The following is a 21,745-nucleotide window of genomic DNA, read 5'->3' on the forward strand; positions in this document are numbered from 1 at the left end:
TTTTAATCATTAAAGATTAAACAAAGGAATTCAATTTCATAAATGAAAACCCAACTAATCAAACGATTAGTTGGGTTTTTTATGTGGATTATCTCTTTTTCCAGGCTTGGTAACGGGTATCAATTAATAATTGGGTGAGGCGTCCCATGGTTTCCCTTTCTTCTGGAGTGAGGGATTGAGCTTGGACAAAGAGATGATGAATGTGTTCAAGCGCCTTTAAGGATGACAGGTCATTGATGGAGCTAATCCCAGCATCTAGAATGGTGCCAAAGAAGAGGTCGAAGTAGAGCTGGAGTTCATCGTCAGGGACTGTTGCCACCCATTCTTTGAAGGTTGTGTCAACTTGTTGACTATCACTGTTGATTTTATCCAGTTGGACGAAGTGCTTGTCCTCAATCTGCCAACTAAAGGTATCGTGCTGGGCGATACCACCTAAGGCAGTACTGTGCACGATGATTTGGTGGTTAGGGATTTCCATCATCATACCGATAATGGACCCTTGTGGGATGAAGACCTTGCTTCTATCCATTATCCTTTGATAGCCCTCGGTTTGTGTCAGTTCTTTATGGAGACCAGGCGCATCAAAGGTATAAACTGCTGTGATTTGATTTTGCAAGCTTTGCTCAATTTGACTAGCAGCATAGATGGCTAAATTTCCTCCCTTGGAATGCCCGGCCAGAATGACCTTTTGCTTAGGATGGCGGGCAAAAAAGTTCTTTAAATAGCGGAGAGCGTGCTTTTGAGCAGGAATTTCCTTCATATAGGTCAGGTGGAAATCTTCCTTCCAGCCAATGATACTGTCATCTGTCCCACGAAAGACAATCAGATAGGTATCGAGAGTGAGGCGGTAGGTCATAGCCGCAAATTGCTTCTGCAGTTCAGGGTCGATGTCGTTGATAAAATGGGAGAGTTTACAATTTTTGAAGCGTTTGTGTTGAGATAGCTCATCCAATAGCTGGAGGCGATTTTTGCTGGTCAACATGTTAGATTCTCTTGGAACCTGAGGAGCTAGGTCTAAAAGTCGCTGAGGATTTGTGGAGACCAGATTATCAAAGGAGAGGTAGGTGGTTTCTGTTAAGGCTAGAATATCTAACTCATTCAAAGGAAGGTCGTAAAAGAAATCGTGTGTGACATCTTTCAGATAGTCAAAAATATTGGCCATAATAGCTCCTTTCTTTTTATTTATCTTATCACAATCACATAGAATTTACTAGTTTGTTTGTACGAGCTCTCTACATACCGACCTATAATGGTATGATTCAGACACATAGAAGACAGTTTGCTTTTATTTTAAACCTTTAAACATACTTGTTTGTATCTGTTTGTCGTCAATCCCATTCTCTTTTAAGAAATTTTTCATCTCATTTATATCATCAGGTTGGCCGGTTAAGAGATAAATAGCTTGGTTACCGTATTTCACAACCGCATTTTTTAAAAATGCTTGGCTTTGAGAAAAGGTTTCGCTAGTTTTATAAGTTAGATTCGGATTATTCTTACTAAGCTCTCTTAACTCATTATCAAAAATGTTTACTCCTTTGTCTAAATGATTAAGAATGATGGAGCGCTTACCAGCCCACTCTTTCACAACTGGACGTAGAGTAGAAATACCGACATCAGAGGCAAAACAAACCAGTGCTTGGTCATTGTCTTTAACAGATAAAGATGACTCCAGCCAACTCATCTCAATTTTACTACCAGCTGGTAAATGTGTTAAGGTTTCCTTAAACACGCTACCACTATTATGGGTTACAATAAGAATTTCATCTTCATCAGGAGTGGAAGCAAGGGTTAGCCATCGGCTAGCCTGATCCTCCTTTACTGGACTTTTGTCTGGACCAAACGAGCTGTCAGGAAGCTTAAACTGAGCATAGGAGCCAGCTTTCCATATTTGATTTTTTGGTTTTGTGATGTGAACTAAATACAAATCTCCGCTGGGATTTTCAATGGATTTTATCGATAAAGTTTGACTTCGTCCAAGATAGGTAATGATTCCCCAAGATATAAAGCCGAGCACTCCAAGTGTAGTTAGAATAATTATGAACATTTTTTTCCCTCGTTTCATTTTTAACTCCTATAGTGTAGTAATTTTCTATGAATGAATAATATTTTTTTTCATTCAATGTTTTCCAAAAAAATAAAGAAAAGATTTCTTTATTTCAGTATTCCTTTAATGAAGTTGGTTGCTAGTATTTCTACAGTTTTGCTAATATCTGGAAAATCATTTTCTGTGATATGCATATCCATGTAGTAAAATAGGTTGTAAACTTGTAAAATATCTTGAATTTTTTCTGGAGAATGGCCTTCAGCCTGCAAACGATGAGTAAAGGTTTTCACGAGAAATTGATGAAATGGATTCGTGACTTTCCCTTCTTCTGAGGAATAGTAGCTATGCAACTCATCTGCTATGGCAGGATTGTACCATTCTGCAAGGATTTTATTGGAAGAAACGAGTGCTCTGGATTGAGCAAAGAGTTGATTAATAAGATCAATCATATCAATTTCCCAATCCAGTTCTTCGATCATAGTTTGGCGAACACGGTTGTTTTCATCAATATAGATATCTAAAAAAATAGCTTCTTTACTTTCGTAATAGTTATAAAAAGATCCGACTGCCATATGAGCTTGTCTAGCAATTTCTGAAATTCCTGTCGCCTTGTATCCTTTTTTTGAAAAAACTTCATAAGCTGCGGATTTCAAAGCCTGTTTTTTGTCCAATTTGATTCACCTCTTTTCTGAATGAATATTAAAAATTGTTCATTCATATCTTAACAAATCTTTTTCAGATTGTCAATCTGAAAGCTAGAACTTTTTACGGATACCACTCGATAAGGAGCTTTTCAATGTTAGAAGAGTATAGAGTGTCGTTTTAACTACACTCAAGGTTTGGAAGAATAGATATAAATTTTGGTTAAGGGGATGGATAAAAGAACTGAAATGAAGGTTGAAAAAATTAAAAATAAAAGGGTAAGGCTGGCACTATGTCTGAAAATAAGGTATGATATCAATGGGGTTATTCACTATCTGTTTTTAAGCTGTTGTGACAAGGAAATGTCAAAAAAGTATTAGATACTAAGCCCTCTATTTATACTAAAGGATTTAAGACTCCTAAAATTAGCAAAGGAGAATCAGATGCACAAGATTTTATTAGTAGAAGATGATCAGGTTATTCGTCAACAAGTCGGAAAAATGCTCTCTGAATGGGGATTTGAAGTGGTCCTGGTAGAAGACTTTATGGAAGTTTTGAGTCTATTTGTTCAGTCGGAACCTCATCTGGTCCTCATGGATATTGGTTTGCCCTTGTTTAATGGCTATCACTGGTGTCAGGAAATTCGCAAGATTTCCAAGGTACCTATTATGTTTCTGTCTTCGAGAGACCAGGCTATGGATATTGTCATGGCAATCAATATGGGGGCGGATGACTTTGTGACCAAGCCTTTTGACCAGCAGGTTCTTTTAGCCAAGGTTCAGGGCTTGTTGCGTCGTTCCTATGAGTTTGGGCGTGACGAGAGTTTACTGGAATATGCTGGTGTGATCCTCAATACCAAATCCATGGATTTACATTATCAAGGCCAAGTCTTGAATTTGACCAAGAATGAGTTTCAAATTTTACGAGTTTTATTTGAACACGCAGGAAATATTGTAGCGCGTGACGACCTCATGCGGGAACTTTGGAACAGTGACTTTTTCATTGATGATAATACGCTCTCTGTCAATGTGGCTCGTTTGCGTAAAAAATTGGAAGAGCAGGGCTTGGTAGGATTTATCGAGACCAAGAAAGGGATAGGGTACGGATTAAAGCATGCTTGATTGGAAACTATTTTTTCTAGCCTATCTGCGTTCCCGTAGTCGTCTGTTTGTCTATCTGCTTGCTTTAGCATTTCTAGTTTTGCTCTTTCAGTTTTTATTTGCCAGTTTAGGAATTTACTTTCTCTACTTTTTCCTGCTGTGTTGCTTTGTAACCATCTTATTTTTCACTTGGGACATATTGGTGGAAATGCAGGTCTATCGCCAGGAAATTCTCTATGGGGATAGGGAAGCTCAGTCTCCTTTGGAAAGAGCCTTGGCTGAAAAATTAGAAGCGCGTGAGATGGAACTCTATCAGCAGAGGTCAGATTCAGAAAGAAAACTGACGGATTTGCTGGATTACTATACCTTGTGGGTTCATCAGATTAAGACCCCCATTGCAGCTAGTCAACTCTTAGTTGCAGAAGTAGCCGACCGCCAACTGAAGCAGCAATTAGAACAGGAAATTTTCAAAATCGACTCCTATACTAATCTAGTCTTACAGTACCTGCGTTTAGAAAGTTTTCATGATGATTTGGTCTTAAAGCAGGTTCAAATTGAGGACTTGGTCAAGGAAATAATTCGTAAATATGCTCTTTTCTTTATTCAAAAAGGCCTAAATGTCAACCTACATGACCTTGATAAAGAAATCGTGACGGATAAAAAGTGGCTGCTAGTGGTCATTGAGCAAATTATCTCAAATAGTCTCAAGTACACCAAGGAAGGTGGTCTGGAGATTTATATGGACGGTCAAGAGCTCTGTATCAAGGATACAGGAATCGGGATAAAAAACAGTGATGTCCTCCGAGTCTTTGAACGTGGCTTTTCAGGATATAATGGCCGCCTAACTCAGCAGTCATCTGGCCTTGGCCTTTACCTATCTAAGAAAATTTCTGAAGAACTGGGGCACCAGATTCGCATCGAATCTGAGGTTGGAAAAGGAACGACAGTGCGAATTCAGTTTGCTCAAGTGAACTTAGTCCTTGAGTGAGAAGAGACAATGAGTTTTTACCCAATCTCTTTTTGCTATATTTCAGGATATTTGAAGACTGTTTTTTACAAAACCAATAATAGAATTTTTAATACGGAATATAGTATAAATACTGGTTCAAAGTGAAGTTTTGTATGCTTTATACTTTTGTTGAGTATAAAATCTATAAACTAAGGGTGAATTACAAAAATTAATTTGAGATGAAGTGAATTGTAGACTTGGGAAATGTCTCCTATTCGATTTCAGAATGAATCGTTGATACAGGATTAAAAGAACTGCAGCTTTCTTTTTATTTTGAATGAGATAGGTGTATATAGATTTGTGTAACTGGTGTAGAACTGTTTCCAAAGAATTATTGAATGTATCGAATACACACATTCTATTGATTTTGAACCAGTTTTTAATTTCTAAATGTTGTAATAGTTTTATCAAGTAAAAGGAGACTGCCATGATTGGAGACAATATAAAATTCTTACGAAAATCACATAATCTGATATAACCAGAATTTTCACGGATTGTGGGTGTGTCACGAAATAGCCTAAATCGTTAGAAAAACTGAAAAAGCTTACTTTCAATAGAAGTATTGGAAATATTCATTTTACATCTATCAAAGAAACATGGGATAGACCTATATTTTACAAAATAGCAAATTATATTTTGAATGATAGTAAAAACTGCAGTACTTGTGTGATTTACAATTATTGCACTCAATGTCCGAGTATCGCACTATCTGAAATAAGGAATAGTAGAGATTGTTCTGCGATATGTAAAAAAACGCATTAGCAAGGAGTATAGTATATGCTACCATATCTTAAAACTATTAGATGGTATCTCTTCTTTAATTTTCTTTTTGGTGTAGTATCGAATATCTGCACAGCTTTGTTACCGTATTTCACGCAGGCATTAATCAAAGGGGATTATCAAGTAGCTCTATATGGTTACTCTATGTCAGTGGCAGGCTATTTGAGTTGTAACTATATCCAAATGATACTTGATTGGAAGCAGGGGATTATCTTTTCGACTACTTTGAAAAATGAGTGGTTTCGTTCACTTCTGGGACTCAGTCACCACGATTTCAAGCATAAAACAGTAGCAGAGTATATTTCCTATCAATCTAATGACCTAGATTCGTTGGAAAAGGATTACCTTCCTCCATTGATGAGTTTTATCAAACAAATTTTACGTATCATCATTTACGCTTTCATTATTAGCAGAACAATTAATCCTATTGTATCACTGATTTTAATCTTTTCTACTGGAATTAGTATTCAAATTCCTAAAATCGTTGGGAAGTTGACCGCTAATCGTAGACAGGTTTACTTGAAAAAACAAGGAGATTACTATCGAACTTTGGAGGATTTGCTCATGGGACATCATTTGGTAAATAAACTAACTATGTCGCATTTTTTGAATCAACAAAAGAGTTCTCTAAAGAATTTGCAGGATAAGTATTTTAAGTATGGTTTGACAAAAATTACTGGCATCTTATTGACAGGTGTTTCTTTTGAATTCATTAGTCTTGTTCTGTTTATTTATTTAGCCTACTCTCTATCTCACCAGCAACTCGGTATTCCTGAGGTGGTGGCGAGTTTCGGATATATTAATGCTTTTTCTGAACCAATACAGGAAATCCTTTATGATTTACAAATGTTAGAGTCCGTAAAGCCTGTAATCAAGAGTTTTCAAAACATTGTTGGGAGACCCGTTTCAGTTCAAGCACCTCAACATTCTTTTGATACGATTACTTTGAAAAACATTTCCAAACAACTGGGAGAATCAAAATTGATAATTACTTCCGCTACGATTCAAAAAGGGGATAAAATTGCGCTTATTGGTAAGAATGGTTCTGGAAAAAGTAGTCTTCTCAACATTTTAAATGGAACAGATGAAGATTTTGAAGGACAAATTGTGCTAGATGGGCTTGTTTTGGACCATCTTTGGGGAAGATTCGGTATGATTCTGCAACAAGAACATACATTTATTTCGAGTTATGAAAATAATGTAACGCTATTCAATAGTTTCAATGAAAAATTCAGAGAAGAAGATTTTGAAAAAATTCCACCACAATCCCTGTCAGGTGGTCAGCAACAACGAATGTATTTAAATCGTGAGAAAAATCGTAAAAATCCATTGCTTATCCTAGACGAACCTTTCTCTGCCTTGGATACTAATCAGTTTAAAATGGAATTGGAAAGAGTTCTGGAACTACCAAGTGCCGTCATTGTTACTTTACATCGCCAAAACGAATTATTAAGTAAGTTTGACCAAGTTTGGGAAATTAAGAATGGAGAACTTGTAATTTTGAAATAGCTAAATTATAAAGAATAAAACGCATAGTATCAGGAGTTCATCTTTCAGAGGAGATACCGGTTTTTCTTTTTATAATAAGGAATCTAAAATTTCTTGCTTTCTCTATCTGTTCAATTGATAAATCCGTCTGAGAAAGACTGTAAAATTTTTGATATAATGTTAAGGATGGACTGACGGATATTTAAAAGATAATTTTCAAAAGAATAACAGATGAGAAGAAAAATATGTAAGACTGGACAGAAGTCTCTCTACCATCATCCATGCAGAAACAAGATTATATGAAATAAAAGGAGTAACCAATGACCGGAAACTATTCAACACGTGAATACCGTGAGAAATTATATGATGATCTTCATGTTCGATTAAGAGATACAGTGATTTTGATGTGTGCGATTTTTATTGCCTCTATCGGCCTAAATATGAATTCAACAGCTGTCATTATTGGAGCCATGCTGATTTCCCCTCTTATGACACCGATTGTTGGACTCGGATTTGGTTTAGCTATTTTTGATACGCGTTTAATCAAGCAATCTCTAGAGGTTTTATTTACTCAAGTATTGGTTAGCTTGCTTGTCTCGGCTCTGTATTTCTGGATTTCTCCCCTATCTTATGAAAGTAGCGAATTGATTGCACGAACCTCTCCAACCATTTGGGATGTTCTCATTGCTATTGCTGGTGGGATAGCAGGCGTAATTGGTTCAAGGAAAAAAGAAGCAAACAATATCGTGCCAGGAGTAGCCATTGCAACAGCTCTGATGCCACCTATCTGTACTGCAGGTTACGGTTTAGCTAATGGAAATGTACGATTTTTATTTGGAGCTCTCTATCTTTTCTTGATCAACTGTGTCTTTATTATGCTAACCAACATTGTTGGAACAAGAATTATGATGAGAAAATCTCCCTTAAGTTCATTTAAAGAGCTAAATATTAAAATGAGAATTGGGCTGATATCCTTGATTGTATTATTGATTCTTCCAGCCAGCTATTCAGCAGTCACTCTGACGATAGATCAAGCGCGAAAAGAAGGAATCAAACAGTTTGTAGGAAAAGAGTTCGCCAACCACACGGTCATTAATCAAGTCTACAAGTCAAGGGACAATGAATTAGTCTTGACGGTTGTTGGAGATCCGATTTCAGAAGAAGAATTAGAAACGCTCCACCAAAAACAAGCCTCTTACGGTATTCAATCTGTTCAATTGAAAGTCAATCAAGTTCATAATTCGACAAAATTAGACAGTGAGACGACCAAGGAATTTTACGAAACCATTAACAAGTATATCGATCAAAAACTCTCTGAAAAGGATTCACAAAAAGATCTCGTAAAAGAAAATGAAGCAGACAAGGATTGAGGATATTGACCTTATCTAACTCATGAAAGCAAATCTTTTGTGGTGGTTTGACCAATCACTACTAGCTCAGATTAAATAAAATATAAAAAGCAACAGCTGAAATAGTTGTTGCTTTTTCTGGCCCTGAAAATGTTTCTCGGACTGTGATTGTTTTATTTCTCAACGCGTGATTTGTTGGCGATATCAGCTAGGATAGCTTGAACAAAGTCATCAACTGAGACAGTTTGTGTTTCTTTTTGGCCATAGCGACGAACGTTAACAGTTCCGTCTTCCATTTCCTTGTCCCCAACGATCAATTGGTAAGGAATCTTGCTAGTTTGTGAAGCACGGATCTTGAACTGCATTTTTTCATTGCGTTCATCCACATCGGCACGGACCCCACGATCACGGAGTTTCTTAGCCACTTCCCAAGCATAGTCTACGTGTTTTTCGTTAGATACTGGGATGAGGGTTACTTGGTGAGGTGCTAGCCATGTTGGGAAGGCACCCTTGTAGTTCTCAATCAAAATAGCTGTGAAGCGTTCCATAGTTGAGATAACCCCACGGTGGATCATAACTGGACGGTGCTCTTCGCCATCAGCTCCGATGTATTTAAGGTCGAAGCGTTCTGGAAGCAAGAAGTCAAGTTGGATAGTTGAAAGTGTTTCTTCTTTTCCAAGGGCTGTCTTAACTTGAATATCCAATTTTGGTCCGTAGAAGGCTGCTTCACCTTCGGCTTCAAAGTAGTCCACACCCATTTCATCAAGAGCTGCACGAAGCATAGTTTGGGCATTTTCCCACATCTCATCGTTATCAAAGTACTTATGAGTATCTTGAGGGTCACGAAGAGAGAGGCGGAAGCGGTATTCAGTCAAGTTGAAATCTTCATAAACATCGATAATCAACTGAAGGGCACGTTGGAATTCTTCTTGGATTTGTTCTGGAGTAACGAAGAGGTGACCGTCGTTGAGAGACATTTCACGCACACGTTGAAGACCAGTGAGGGCACCAGATTTTTCATAACGGTGCATCATACCGATTTCGGCAATACGGATTGGCAACTCACGGTATGAGTGAACATGGTGTTTGAAGACTTGGATGTGGTGTGGGCAGTTCATTGGACGAAGGACGAATTCTTCCCCGTCACCCATGTCCATAGTTGGGAACATGTCTTCTTGGTAATGATCCCAGTGACCGGAAGTCTTGTAAAGCTCAACAGAAGCAAGTGGTGGAGTGTAAACGTGTTGGTAGCCAGAAGCCAACTCCTTGTCGACAATGTAGCGTTCCAATTCACGACGGATAGTCGCACCATTTGGCAACCAGAATGGAAGTCCTTGACCAACCTCTTGTGAAATCATGAAGAGGTCAAGCTCTTTACCAAGTTTACGGTGGTCACGTTCTTTGGCTTCTTCACGCATTTGAAGGTAGTTTTTCAAGTCTTTCTTGTCAAACCAAGCTGTACCGTAGATACGTTGCATCATAGCATTGTCGCTATTTCCACGCCAGTAAGCACCTGCTACATGGAGAAGGTGGAAGATTTGGATACGACCTGTTGATGGAACGTGAGGTCCACGGCAAAGGTCCACATATTCACCCTGACGATAGATAGTCAAACCGCCTTCGTCTTCTGAGTGTTCTTCAATCAATTCCAACTTGTAAGGGTCGTTCTTGAAGATTTCACGGGCTTCATCTTTAGTCACTTCTTCACGAATAGATGGGAAGTTTTCTTTGACAATTTTTTGCATTTCTTCTTCGATACGAGGAAGGTCTTCGTTAGAGATTTGACCAGCTGTGTTGTCAGTATCGTAGTAGAAACCGTCTTCGATGGCTGGACCAACTCCCAAGTGAATGTCTGGGAATAGACGACGAGCTGCTTGGGCAAACAAGTGAGCGGCTGAGTGACGCAAGATTGGAAGGGCATCTTCGTGGTCTGGTGTCACGATTTCGATGCTTCCATCTTCAGTGATAGCACGAGTAGTGTCGATGAGTTTGCCGTTAAATTTACCAGCCAAGGCCTTTTTAGCTAGGGAATTGCTGATAGATTGGGCAATTTCAAAAGTTGTTACGCCAGATTCGAATTCACGAACAGCGCCATCTGGGAAAGTAATGTTAATCATGATGTTCTCCTTAAATATTTATTATTTTTTGTTGGACAATTTTAAGAGCCGAGCAACCTCTTTCATAGTCTGATTTTCTGATTGACTACCATCTGTCAAGAGACTAGAATATCCTAATTCCATTGCTTCTTTACGAACCATTTGGGCAAAAAGAATGTCTCGTTGCATCCAGTTTTCAAAAGCTTTATCAGGGTTAGTTGTTCCCTCTAAGACATAAGGAACCCATTCTCTCTGTCTAAAATGCTTTTTCTGAAAATCAGTTGTCGGAGTCAAGCATAGATAGGAAGACGCTGGACATTCAAGTTCCTTAACCAAGTGAGGCAACAGTCCTGCTCCCTCCACCAAGAGAGGTCTGCTTTGATTTTTTATCAAGTAAGATTTTACATAAGGAAAAATCTCCTCATAAAAGTGCCATTCTTCATCCGCCATCTCTTCTGGATTTCTCATCCAGATTTGTTCCGGACTTCTATCCTGCCTAAGAAGGCAAATTGGTTGTGAGTCTGCACTTGCTTGACTCATCATCTCGTTTAGCAAATCATCGAGTTTGATATGACGTAGCTGATATTGTCTAGCAAGAAGTGAGGCAATTGTTGACTTTCCACTACAAGGCGATCCACCAATCATATAAAGCACCATTTTTCCTCCTTCTGAAAAACAAAAAACGACATCCTAAAAAGGACGTCGCAACGTGGTTCCACCTTCATTTATGTACCTCAAAAAAGAGGGACACCTCTGATTGGCTCTAACGTAGCCACCGTTTTATGTTTTCATAAAAAACTCAAGAGTAGTATCAGTTTAGGCTCTCTATGCGTTTCCAGCAACCACGCACTCTCTAGTAGAAAGGGACTAAGTGACTTGTCTCTATGGATTATTATAGCATGATTGTGAGATTTTTCAAGATATTTGTAGATTTTTTTGAATTTTCTTCATTGAAAAAGTGCTTGCTATGCTTTGTTAGGAGTAATGTGAAATCATCTTTTTGGTAGGAATTTACCTTGATAAAAGTAGTGTTCTGGATTTAGTAAGAGTGGGTTAGATGTCACTCTTATACAGTATTTTTTGTTATAATATTAAAAAGATATATAAGAGGAAATGAGGAGAAAGAATGACAAAAATAGCTCTTCTTTCAGATATTCATGGAAATACCACCGCCTTGGAGGCTGTTTTGGCAGATGCTCGGCGGCTAGGAGTGGATGAATACTGGCTTTTGGGAGACGTTCTCATGCCAGGGACAGGGCGTAGAAGGATTTTGGACTTGTTGGCTCAACTACCGATTACAGCTAGAGTTTTGGGAAACTGGGAAGATAGTCTTTGGCATGGTGTCCGCAAGGAATTGGATAGTACTCGTCCCAGTCAACGCTATCTCTTGCGCCAGTGTCAGTATGTTTTAGAGGAAATATCCCTAGAAGAAATCGAAACGCTCCATAATCAACCTCTCCAGCTTCATCGTCAGTTTGGGGATTTGACGGTGGGAATTAGCCACCATCTTCCTGATAAGAACTGGGGGCGAGAGTTGATTCATACTGGAGCGCAAGAGGATTTTGACCGCTTGGTGACCAATCCCCCTTGTGATATTGCTGTTTATGGTCATATTCACCAGCAGTTGCTTCGTTACGGGACTGGTGGGCAATTGATTGTCAATCCGGGTTCAGTTGGCCAGCCTTTCTTTCTAGATGCCCAGTTGCGGAAGGACTTGCGTGCCCAGTATATGATTTTGGAGTTTGATGACAAGGGCTTGGTAGATATGGACTTTCGACGGGTAGACTACGATGTGGCAGCTGAATTGCAGTTGGCTAAAGACCTCAAACTTCCCTATTTTGAGGTTTACTATGAAAGTCTGGTCAATGGTATCCACCATACCCATGATCAGGAATTTTTGAGAAAATTAGCTCAGAAAGAGGGCTACGATAGGGAGTTAGATGCCTGGTTGAAAAGTGGTAACGATTGACATTACAACTAAAAAGGGTATAATAATAGAAAAAGAAGAGTAGAGGCAGGGTAGCCTCGTAAAAAGGAGAAGAGGATGCAAATTCCAAGTAGATTTACCATTGCGACTCATATGCTGATAATCATTGCCCTCAAGGGGAAGGAAAGCAAGGTGACCAGTGATTTTCTGGCTGCTAGTGTCGGGGTCAATCCAGTCATTATCAGAAAGACCTTGTCCCAGTTGAAGAAGGCAGAGCTGATTTCAGTAGCGCGAGGAACAGGGGGAACAGAGATTGTCAAGGACCTTAAGGACATTAGTCTTTTAGATGTTTATCAAGCGGTCGAGTGTCTTGGTAAGACAGGTCAACTCTTTAGTTTTCATGACAATCCCAATCCAAATTGCCCTGTAGGAGCTCATATTCATGATGTTTTGGATCAAAAATTGGAGAGAATTCAGTTGGCGATGGAGGCTGAACTTGGTCAGACCAGTCTAGAACAAGTCGTGGCTGATGCAGAGAGTCAAATGAAGGATTAAGAGGGATAGATGCCTGCAAATGAAACTCAAAACACTGCTAGAAATCTGGCAGTGTTTTTTGAGATTGCGTAGAAAAAACTCCTGGGAAATTCCAGGAGAGTATGAGTGGTTATTTGAACTTGAATCCTTCGTAAATAAGCTCTGCTTTTGGATTTTGTTTCTTAATCTGTTTTGCAAGTGACTTCATCATAGAAAGAGGACCACACATATAGACGGTTGCATGTTCGGGCACTTCTTCTTGCTCAAAATTAAGATAGCCGTCTTTCCTACTATCTACTAGATGGAGTTCAAAATTAGGATTTTTCTGAGCATAGTCACGGAGCAAATCCAGGTAGACTGCATTTTCCTCTCCACGGAAGCTATAGTAGAAGTGAACCTGTTTATCTAAAATAGGATGTTCACGGATGTAAGAGATGAAGGGGGTAATCCCAATGCCTCCAGCAATCCAAACCTGATTTTTTCGTCCTTGGTTGATGATCATGTGTCCGTAAGCTCTATCTACGCTTACTTTGCTGCCGACTTGAAGATTGTCATAGATATTCTTGGTATGGTCGCCTGAATTTTTGACAGTAAAGTAAAGAGTTTGACCGTGACCTCCTGAGATAGAAAAGGGATGCGGAGCACTTTCAAAGCCTTCTTGGAAAATCTTTAGGAAGGCAAATTGTCCTGATTGATAGTTGAAAGGTCTGCTAAGATGGATTTGAATTTCTATAGTATCGTGATTTAAGCGTTTGAGATTGGTAATTTTCCCTAGATAGGGGAAGCCAATCTTTTGATATAGAAAAATGATATAAAAACCAGCTAGCAAGCCTAAAAGGGCATAGCTACCAACAAGAAAACTTAGAAGATTAAATGTGAGAAGACGATTGCCCATCATCATGTAGACGTGAAAGAGTCCAAAAATATAGGCTAGGTAAACCAGACGGTGAATCCATCGCCAAGCTTCGTATTGGATGTATTTGCCTAAATAGGCGACGAGGATGATGCTGACAAAGATATAGATGGCAAGATTGCCAAACTGAGCAGCTAAACGAGATCCCCACAAACCGCCCATACTAAAGTTATGAAAGATGAGTAGGATGACGGATAGAAAGGCTGTGAATTTGTGGACGGTGTAGATCTTCTCCAAACCGTGAAACCAGCTTTCTAGTAGGGGGAGACGAGTGGCTAGGATAAAAGTCAGAGATAGGCTTGTTAAAGCTAGTCCTGGAATCATGAATTGGGGAGAAGTGTTCATCCAAGCAAAAAGAGTCAAGATAAAACTAGCTATGATAAAGAGTAGTCCTTTGATTGATTTCATAGAAAATTCCATTTCATTTAGATTTTGATTTGTTGTAAACAAATTTGTTACATTTTATCATAGAAAAAGTATGGTGTCAAATTGAGATCTATAAATGTTTACTATCATAAAAAAACTCTCCAATTGAACTGGAGAGTGGCTGTTTATACTCAATGAAAATCAAAGAGCAAACTAGGAAGCTAGACGCAGGCTGTACTTGAGTACGGCAAGGTGAAGCTGACGTGGTTTGAATTTGATTTTCGAAGAGTATTATTCTGCAGCTTGTTGCCAACGTTTTGCTAGCATATGAGATAGGCTAGAAATGGCTAGGTTAAAGCTGAAGTAGATGAGGGCAATCAGGATATAAAGGCTAAACACTTGCTCTGGTTCGAAATAACGGCCCATGAGAATTTGGCTGGCTCCAAAGAGTTCTTGTAGGGCGATAACAGAGTAGAGAAGACTGGTATCCTTAATCACGGTTACAAACTGAGAAATGATGGCTGGCAGCATTTTACGAATTGCTTGTGGGAGAATGATGTGGTAGAGGATTTGGGCTGAGGTAAATCCTTGCGACATTCCTGCTTCGTACTGCCCCTTGTCTACGGCATTGAGACCGCCTCGGATAATCTCAGCTAGGGCTGCTGATGTAAAGAGGGTGAAGGCAGTGATTCCTGCTGGTGTGGATTTCATCTTGAAAACTAAAAAGATAGTAAAGATCCAGAGAAGGTTGGGAACGTTGCGCACAAACTCGATGTAAATGCTGGAGATGATACGCAAGACAGGATTTTTCCCATTTCTCATGACAGCTAGAACCGTACCGATAAGGGTAGAGAGGATGATGGCAATCAGAGAAATATAGAGGGTCAAGCCAAATCCTTTAAAGATAAAGATTAGGTTATCTGGGGTCAAAACTTCTAAAATGGATTCCATAGTAACCTCCTAAAGCGAATAGGCTTTTTTGTTGGCTTGCTCCATTTTGCGACCAAACTGGGCAACAGGGAAGCAAAGAGAGAAGTAGAGCAGGGCAGCGCCTAAAAAGGCTGGAATGTAGTTTCCGTTAAGAGCCGACCAAGACTTGGTCACAAACATCAAGTCTACTCCAGAAATGATAGCGACTGTAGAGGTGTTTTTGATGAGGTTGACGATTTGGTTGGTCAAAGGAGGGAGAATGATACGAAAGGCCTGAGGCAAGATAATCAAGCGCATGGCACTGATATAGGTAAATCCTTGTGACAGGGCAGCCTCCATCTGACCGCTAGGAATAGACTGAATGCCTGAGCGAATAACCTCGGCGATATAGGCGCCGTGATAGAGTCCCACGCAGAGAACAGCCGTCCAATAAATCGGAATCATGATGATATGGTCACTGATAAGAGGTAGGCCATAAAAAACGATAACAAACTGCACCAAGAGGGGAGTATTTTGGTAAAATTCGACAAAGATGCGAGCCAAAATACGCAAAATAGGACGTTTGCTAGTTGACATAGCCCCAAAGAAGATGCCCAAAACCATGGCGAGGATAAAGGATCCGATCGCTAGGGCAAGGGTGAAGAGGAAACCGTTGAAAAATTGGCCAAAATCCTGAAAATAGGCTGTCCAAGATGATAAATCTGTCATAGGGTGTCCTCCTTAATCTGCAGTATGGCTAGATGGTTTGAGCTTGTAACGGTCATAAAGTTTTTGCAAACTACCATCCTTGCTCCATTTGGTGACCAAGTTATTAAGATAATTGTTTAGCTCGGTATTTGATTTCTTGGTAACGATACCGTAGTCAGATGGCTTGAAACTATCATCTAGTAGTACTGTGCGTTTGCTGATGTAGCCAGACAGAATCGAGCGGTCAACGGAAAAAGCATCAATTCGATGAGCGTGAAGGGAAGTAATCAATTCTGGGTAGGAACCAAGTTCGACGAATTTAAAGGTCAAGCCTTTCTTTTTACCCAGTTCGGTAATCAGGCGTTGAGTAATGGAACCTTGGGCAACGCCGATGGTTTTACCGTTTAGGTCCTCAATGCTTTTGATTTTGGCAGACTTATTGACCAAAAAGCCAGAAGCGTCTGTGTAGTAGGGGCTAGTAAAGTTGTAGAGTTTTTTGCGTTCGTCTGTGATGGTAAAGGTCGCGATATCCATATCGACCTGTTCATTGTCTAGAAGGGGTCCGCGAGTTTGTGCGGTAACAGGTACATAGCGAACCTTGACCTTGAGCTCATCAGCTACCATTTTGGCCAAGTCGGTTTCGATACCGGAATAGGTCCCAGTCTTAGGATTCTTATAACCGAAATTGGGAACGTCTTGTTTCACACCGACAACCAGCTCACCTCTCTTTTGAATGTCTGCGACACTAGTATCAGCCTGGACTGGTTTTGCAGCAGCAAGGCCGAAAAGGCTAATCAATATTGCTGATAAAAAGAATTTCTTTTTCATAGGCGCCTCCTTATTTGACTTTGTCACTTTCGTGGTTGATGATTTTACTGAGGAATTGTTGGGCACGAGGTTCGCTTGGATTGTCGAAAAAGTCATCGACATCGGTCGTATCTACCAAAACCTCTCCGTCAGCCATAAAGATGATGCGGTCCGCAACTTCACGGGCAAAGCCCATTTCATGAGTAACGACAATCATATTCATACCATCGTGGGCCAATTTTTGCATAACTGCCAGAACATCACCGATGGTTTCAGGGTCAAGGGCAGACGTTGGCTCATCAAAGAGGAGGAGTTCCGGATGCATAGCGAGTCCACGTGCAATGGCAATCCGTTGCTTTTGTCCACCAGACAGCATGGCTGGATAAGAATCTTTCTTGTCCCACATATTTACAAATTCCAGATATTTTTGGGCTGTTTTTTCAGCTTCTTTTTTATCAATTCCTAGAACTTTTATGGGTGCGAGTGTTACGTTTTCTAACACTGTTTTATGCGGATAGAGGTTAAAATGTTGGAAAACCATACCGACTTCCTTGCGAAGAGGTACTAAATCTTTCTGGCTGGCACCAGCAACTTGGTGGCCATTGACTAGGAGACTTCCCTTGTCAACAGCCTCTAAACCATTAATCGTACGGATAAGAGTGGACTTCCCAGAACCAGAAGGGCCTAGGAGTACAACAACTTGCCCTTTTTCAAAACGGAGATTGATGTCGCGGAGTGCATGGTAATCTCCGTAATATTTTTCGACGTGTTCAAATTCTACTAAAGCCATAAGGAATCTCCTTTGTGTTAGATTTTATAACATGATTCTACACCAAAAAATTTGTCTTGTCAAATCATATCAGAAAAAAGTTAGTAAAATTTTTGTAGAAAGCAATCAGGATAGAGAAAAAGCCTAAATCATGTTATAATGAAGCAATAGAATTCTTAGAAAGAGTGGATGTCTTTTTGATAACACCTACTTATGAATGGCAGTTTGCCCCGCAGGTTGAAGATGCGGATTTTACAAAGATAGCCAAGAAGGCTGGACTGGGTCCTGAGGTGGCTCGGTTATTATTTGAAAGAGGAATTCAGGACCAAGAAAGTCTAAAGAAGTTTTTAGAAACTTCCTTGGAGGACTTGCACGACCCTTATCTGCTCCATGATATGGACAAGGCAGTGGAACGGATTCGTCAGGCCATTGAAGAAGGGGAAAATATTCTCGTTTACGGTGATTATGATGCGGATGGTATGACTTCGGCTTCGATTGTTAAGGAAAGTTTGGAACAGCTTGGTGCTGAGTGCCGGGTTTATCTTCCCAATCGTTTTACCGACGGTTATGGACCTAATGCCAGTGTTTACAAATATTTTATCGAGCAAGAAGGAATTTCCTTGATTGTGACGGTGGATAATGGAGTTGCTGGTCATGAGGCTATTGAATTGGCCCAGTCTATGGGAGTAGATGTCATTGTGACTGACCATCATTCCATGCCTGAAACCCTGCCTGATGCCTATGCCATCGTTCACCCTGAACATCCGGATGCGAACTATCCTTTCAAATATTTGGCTGGTTGTGGAGTAGCTTTTAAGCTGGCTTGTGCCCTTTTAGAAGAAGTACAAGTGGAATTGCTTGATTTGGTCGCTATCGGAACTATTGCAGATATGGTGAGTTTGACGGATGAAAACCGTATCTTAGTTCAATATGGTCTGGAAATGTTGGGTCATACTCAGCGCATTGGTTTACAAGAAATGTTGGACATGGCTGGAATTGCCGCAAATGAAGTAACAGAAGAAACGGTTGGTTTTCAGATTGCCCCTCGTTTGAATGCCTTGGGCCGCTTGGATGATCCCAATCCTGCCATTGATTTGTTGACTGGCTTTGATGATGAGGAAGCTCACGAGATTGCTCTCATGATTCATCAGAAAAACGAAGAGCGCAAGGAAATCGTCCAGTCAATCTATGAAGAAGCCAAGACCATGGTGGATCCTGAGAAGAAGGTTCAGGTCTTGGCCAAGGAAGGCTGGAATCCTGGGGTTCTAGGAATAGTGGCTGGTCGTTTGTTGGAAGAACTAGGGCAGACAGTCATCGTTCTCAATATAGAAGACGGTCGTGCCAAGGGTAGTGCTCGTAGTGTGGAAGCAGTGGATATTTTTGAGGCTCTGGATCCTCGTCGAGACCTCTTCATTGCCTTTGGTGGCCATGCTGGTGCGGCTGGAATGACGCTGGAAGTTGAAAAACTTTCAGATTTATCTCAAGTCTTGGAAGATTATGTTCGTGAAAAAGGCGCAGATGCTGCTGGCAAGAACAAGTTAAATCTAGATGAAGAACTGGATTTGGAGACACTTAGCTTGGAAACGGTCAAAAGTTTTGAACGTTTGGCACCTTTTGGCATGGACAATCAGAAACCTACCTTTTATATCAAGGATTTTCAGGTCGAAAGTGCCCGTACTATGGGGGCAGGCAATGCTCATCTCAAGTTGAAAATTTCCAAAGGTGAAGCGAGTTTTGAAGTGGTAGCCTTTGGCCAAGGCAGATGGGCAACAGAGTTTTCTCAAACCAAGAAGCTAGAGCTGGCAGTCAAATTGTCTGTCAACCAATGGAATGGCCAAACTGTCCTGCAGTTGATGATGGTGGATGCGCGTGTGGAGGGTGTTCAACTTTTTAACATTCGTGGGAAGAATGCAGTCTTGCCAGAAGGAGTTCCAGTCTTGGATTTTGCTGTAGAACTACCAGATTTAGTAGATAGCGAAGCTGTGGTTGTAAAAACCGTTCCTGAGGATATTACTCAGCTGAAGACCATTTTTCAGGAACAGAATTTCTCTGCGGTCTATTTCAAAAATGATATTGACAAGGCCTACTATCTAACAGGTTATGGGACTAGAGAGCAGTTTGCCAAATTGTACAAGACCATCTACCAGTTTCCTGAGTTTGATATTCGCTACAAGCTGAAAGACTTGGCTGCTTATCTCAATATTCAACAAATCTTGCTGGTCAAAATGATTCAAATATTTGAAGAATTAGGTTTTGTGGTAATCAAAGATGGGGTTATGACAGTCAATAAAGAAGCGCCAAAGAGAGAGATAGGAGAAAGTCAGATTTACCAAAATCTCAAACAAACCGTCAAAGACCAAGAAATGATGGCGCTGGGTACCGTGCAAGAAATTTATGACTTTTTAATGGAAAAAGAATAGCAGATAGGAAAGAGTTGGGAAACCAGCTCTTTTTTGAAAACAAATCTTCATTTTGAAAATCATTAAAAAAATGGTATAATGGTAGGAAAAGATTCGGCTAAAAGTAGTGCTTTTAGAATAAAAGGGCAAGCAACCCTATAATCAAGATAAACTAAGCTTTCGGAGGAAAAATGAGTAATATCAGTTTAACAACACTTGGTGGTGTACGTGAAAATGGGAAAAATATGTATATCGCTGAAATCGATGGGTCTATTTTCGTTTTGGATGCAGGTCTGAAATACCCTGAAAACGAACAACTAGGGGTGGACGTAGTTATTCCCAATATGGACTACCTTTTTGAAAATAGCGACCGTATCGCTGGAGTCTTCTTGACCCATGGACATGCAGATGCTATTGGTGCTCTGCCTTATCTCTTGGCTGAAGCCAAGGTACCTGTATTTGGCTCTGAGTTGACCATTGAGTTGGCAAAACTCTTTGTCAAAGGGAATGACACTGTTAAGAAATTCAATGATTTCCATGTTATCGATGAAGATACGGAGATAGATTTTGGAGGGACTGTAGTGTCCTTCTTCCGTACAACTCACTCTATTCCAGAAAGTCTGGGTGTTGTCTTGAAGACAGCTGAAGGGAGCATCGTTTATACAGGTGACTTCAAATTTGACCAGACAGCTAGTGAATCTTATGCGACAGACTTCGCTCGTTTGGCAGAAATCGGTCGTGATGGAGTTCTGGCTCTTCTTAGCGATTCAGCCAATGCTGATAGCAATATCCAAGTGGCTAGTGAAAGTGAAGTTGGGGATGAAATCACTCAAACCATTTCTGATTGGGATGGACGTATTATCGTCGCAGCAGTAGCCAGCAACCTCTCTCGTATCCAGCAGGTGTTTGACGCTGCGGATGCAACAGGTCGTCGTGTGGTTTTGACAGGATTCGATATTGAAAATATCGTCCGCACTGCTATTCGTCTTAAGAAATTGTCTCTAGCTAACGAGAGTCTTTTGATTAAGCCAAAAGATATGTCTCGTTTTGAAGACCATGAGTTGATCATCCTTGAGACAGGTCGTATGGGTGAGCCAATCAATGGTCTTCGCAAGATGTCGATTGGTCGCCACCGTTATGTGGAAATCAAGGACGGTGACCTAGTCTATATCGTAACCACTCCGTCTATCGCCAAAGAAGCAGTCATGGCGCGTGTGGAAAATATGATTTACCAAGCTGGCGGTGTTGTCAAATTGATCACCCAAAGCTTGCGTGTGTCAGGGCACGGAAATGCGCGTGATTTGCAGTTGATGATCAATCTCTTGCAACCCAAGTATCTCTTCCCGATTCAAGGGGAATACCGTGAGTTGGATGCCCATGCTAAGGCTGCTATGGCAGTAGGGATGTTGCCAGAACGCATTTTCATCCCTAAAAAGGGAACCAGCATGGCTTATGAGAATGGTGACTTTGTCCCAGCTGGAGCGGTTTCAGCAGGGGATGTCTTGATTGACGGGAATGCCATCGGTGATGTTGGAAATGTGGTTCTTCGTGACCGTAAGGTCTTGTCAGAGGATGGCATTTTCATCGTAGCTATCACAGTTAACCGTCGTGAGAAGAAAATTGTGGCCAAGGCTCGTGTTCATACGCGTGGATTTGTTTATCTCAAGAAGAGTCGCGATATTCTTCGTGAAAGTTCAGAATTGATTAACCAAACGGTAGAAGATTATCTTCAAGGAGATGACTTTGACTGGGCAGATCTCAAAGGGAAGGTTCGTGATAATCTTACCAAGTATCTCTTTGACCAAACCAAGCGTCGTCCAGCTATTTTACCAGTAGTCATGGAAGCAAAATAATCGTTGAAATAAACAGAGAGAAAGTCGAATTTCGGCTTTTTCTTATAGAAAA

Annotated in this window: 18 protein-coding genes and 1 pseudogene; 8 read left to right on the forward strand and 11 right to left on the reverse strand. The window is 40.3% G+C overall.

Annotation, left to right across the window (positions count from 1 at the left end):
• Positions 1 to 88: 88 nt before the first annotated feature.
• The 3 genes from FJN11_RS02205 to FJN11_RS02215 form a co-directional block, all read right to left on the reverse strand.
• Positions 89 to 1,162: a DUF2974 domain-containing protein gene (locus tag FJN11_RS02205; RefSeq protein WP_140223947.1), complete on the reverse strand. Its 1,074-nt coding sequence runs from the start codon at positions 1,160 to 1,162 to the stop codon at positions 89 to 91.
• 123 nt (positions 1,163 to 1,285) lie between these two features.
• Complete coding sequence (locus FJN11_RS02210) at positions 1,286 to 2,062, reverse strand: ferredoxin reductase domain-containing protein (protein ID WP_140223948.1); 777 nt, start codon at positions 2,060 to 2,062, stop codon at positions 1,286 to 1,288.
• Between the two features lie 89 nt (positions 2,063 to 2,151).
• Positions 2,152 to 2,721 (reverse strand): TetR/AcrR family transcriptional regulator, encoded by a 570-nt coding sequence (locus FJN11_RS02215; RefSeq protein WP_140223949.1) that lies wholly within the window; start codon positions 2,719 to 2,721, stop codon positions 2,152 to 2,154.
• A gap of 408 nt (positions 2,722 to 3,129) precedes the next feature.
• Between FJN11_RS02215 and FJN11_RS02220 the strand changes: the two genes are divergently transcribed.
• The 4 genes from FJN11_RS02220 (at position 3,130) to FJN11_RS02235 (ending at position 8,433) form a co-directional block, all read left to right on the forward strand.
• A complete protein-coding gene (locus tag FJN11_RS02220; RefSeq protein WP_000548991.1) occupies positions 3,130 to 3,807 on the forward strand; it encodes a response regulator transcription factor in 678 nt (225 codons plus the stop codon).
• Complete coding sequence (locus FJN11_RS02225; protein ID WP_140223950.1) at positions 3,800 to 4,774, forward strand: HAMP domain-containing histidine kinase; 975 nt, start codon at positions 3,800 to 3,802, stop codon at positions 4,772 to 4,774. Before FJN11_RS02220 ends, FJN11_RS02225 begins: the two co-directional genes overlap by 8 nt.
• A 798-nt stretch (positions 4,775 to 5,572) precedes the next feature.
• Entirely contained in the window at positions 5,573 to 7,084 is a 1,512-nt protein-coding gene (locus tag FJN11_RS02230; RefSeq protein WP_140223951.1) for an ATP-binding cassette domain-containing protein, read from the forward strand.
• A gap of 299 nt (positions 7,085 to 7,383) precedes the next feature.
• A complete protein-coding gene (locus FJN11_RS02235) occupies positions 7,384 to 8,433 on the forward strand; it encodes a DUF389 domain-containing protein (RefSeq protein ID WP_140223952.1) in 1,050 nt (349 codons plus the stop codon).
• A gap of 152 nt (positions 8,434 to 8,585) precedes the next feature.
• On the opposite strand, the gene thrS is transcribed toward FJN11_RS02235, so the two are convergent.
• The 3 genes and pseudogenes from thrS to FJN11_RS10940 form a co-directional block, all read right to left on the reverse strand.
• Positions 8,586 to 10,529 carry a threonine--tRNA ligase gene (gene thrS / locus FJN11_RS02240; protein WP_000608345.1) on the reverse strand — a complete coding sequence of 648 codons (1,944 nt, stop codon included), beginning with the start codon at positions 10,527 to 10,529 and terminating at the stop codon, positions 8,586 to 8,588.
• A gap of 21 nt (positions 10,530 to 10,550) precedes the next feature.
• Positions 10,551 to 11,165 carry a nucleoside/nucleotide kinase family protein gene (locus FJN11_RS02245; RefSeq protein WP_140223953.1) on the reverse strand — a complete coding sequence of 205 codons (615 nt, stop codon included), beginning with the start codon at positions 11,163 to 11,165 and terminating at the stop codon, positions 10,551 to 10,553.
• Positions 11,150 to 11,350 (reverse strand): annotated as a pseudogene (locus FJN11_RS10940) (hypothetical protein). The gene FJN11_RS02245 and the pseudogene FJN11_RS10940 overlap by 16 nt, the downstream one beginning before the upstream one ends.
• 284 nt (positions 11,351 to 11,634) lie before the next feature.
• Between FJN11_RS10940 and FJN11_RS02250 the strand changes: the two are divergent.
• Entirely contained in the window at positions 11,635 to 12,477 is an 843-nt protein-coding gene (locus tag FJN11_RS02250) for a metallophosphoesterase family protein (RefSeq protein ID WP_140223954.1), read from the forward strand.
• A 75-nt stretch (positions 12,478 to 12,552) separates the two neighbouring features.
• Complete coding sequence (locus tag FJN11_RS02255) at positions 12,553 to 12,990, forward strand: Rrf2 family transcriptional regulator (protein ID WP_001166795.1); 438 nt, start codon at positions 12,553 to 12,555, stop codon at positions 12,988 to 12,990.
• Positions 12,991 to 13,099: 109 nt separating this feature from the next.
• On the opposite strand, the gene FJN11_RS02260 is transcribed toward FJN11_RS02255, so the two are convergent.
• The 5 genes from FJN11_RS02260 to FJN11_RS02280 form a co-directional block, all read right to left on the reverse strand.
• The gene (locus FJN11_RS02260) at positions 13,100 to 14,290 is read right to left on the reverse strand and encodes a ferredoxin reductase family protein (RefSeq protein ID WP_181146376.1); all 1,191 of its coding nucleotides are present in this window, start codon (positions 14,288 to 14,290) and stop codon (positions 13,100 to 13,102) included.
• Between the two features lie 249 nt (positions 14,291 to 14,539).
• Positions 14,540 to 15,199, reverse strand: a complete 660-nt coding sequence (locus FJN11_RS02265) for an amino acid ABC transporter permease (RefSeq protein WP_115904796.1) — start codon at positions 15,197 to 15,199, stop codon at positions 14,540 to 14,542.
• Positions 15,200 to 15,208: 9 nt separating this feature from the next.
• On the reverse strand, positions 15,209 to 15,886 hold the full coding sequence (locus FJN11_RS02270) for an amino acid ABC transporter permease (protein WP_000131137.1): 678 nt from the start codon (positions 15,884 to 15,886) through the stop codon (positions 15,209 to 15,211).
• A 12-nt stretch (positions 15,887 to 15,898) separates the two neighbouring features.
• Positions 15,899 to 16,693: a transporter substrate-binding domain-containing protein gene (locus tag FJN11_RS02275; protein ID WP_140223956.1), complete on the reverse strand. Its 795-nt coding sequence runs from the start codon at positions 16,691 to 16,693 to the stop codon at positions 15,899 to 15,901.
• 10 nt (positions 16,694 to 16,703) lie between these two features.
• Positions 16,704 to 17,462 (reverse strand): amino acid ABC transporter ATP-binding protein, encoded by a 759-nt coding sequence (locus FJN11_RS02280; RefSeq protein ID WP_001229569.1) that lies wholly within the window; start codon positions 17,460 to 17,462, stop codon positions 16,704 to 16,706.
• Between the two features lie 176 nt (positions 17,463 to 17,638).
• On the opposite strand from FJN11_RS02280, the gene recJ reads away from it, so the two are divergent.
• Together recJ and FJN11_RS02290 are read left to right on the forward strand one after the other, a co-directional pair.
• On the forward strand, positions 17,639 to 19,861 hold the full coding sequence (recJ, locus tag FJN11_RS02285; protein WP_181146377.1) for a single-stranded-DNA-specific exonuclease RecJ: 2,223 nt from the start codon (positions 17,639 to 17,641) through the stop codon (positions 19,859 to 19,861).
• Between the two features lie 170 nt (positions 19,862 to 20,031).
• Positions 20,032 to 21,693 (forward strand): ribonuclease J, encoded by a 1,662-nt coding sequence (locus tag FJN11_RS02290; RefSeq protein WP_000065614.1) that lies wholly within the window; start codon positions 20,032 to 20,034, stop codon positions 21,691 to 21,693.
• Positions 21,694 to 21,745: the final 52 nt, after the last annotated feature.

The organism is Streptococcus symci (genome assembly GCF_006385165.1).
Lineage (GTDB): Bacteria > Bacillota > Bacilli > Lactobacillales > Streptococcaceae > Streptococcus > Streptococcus symci.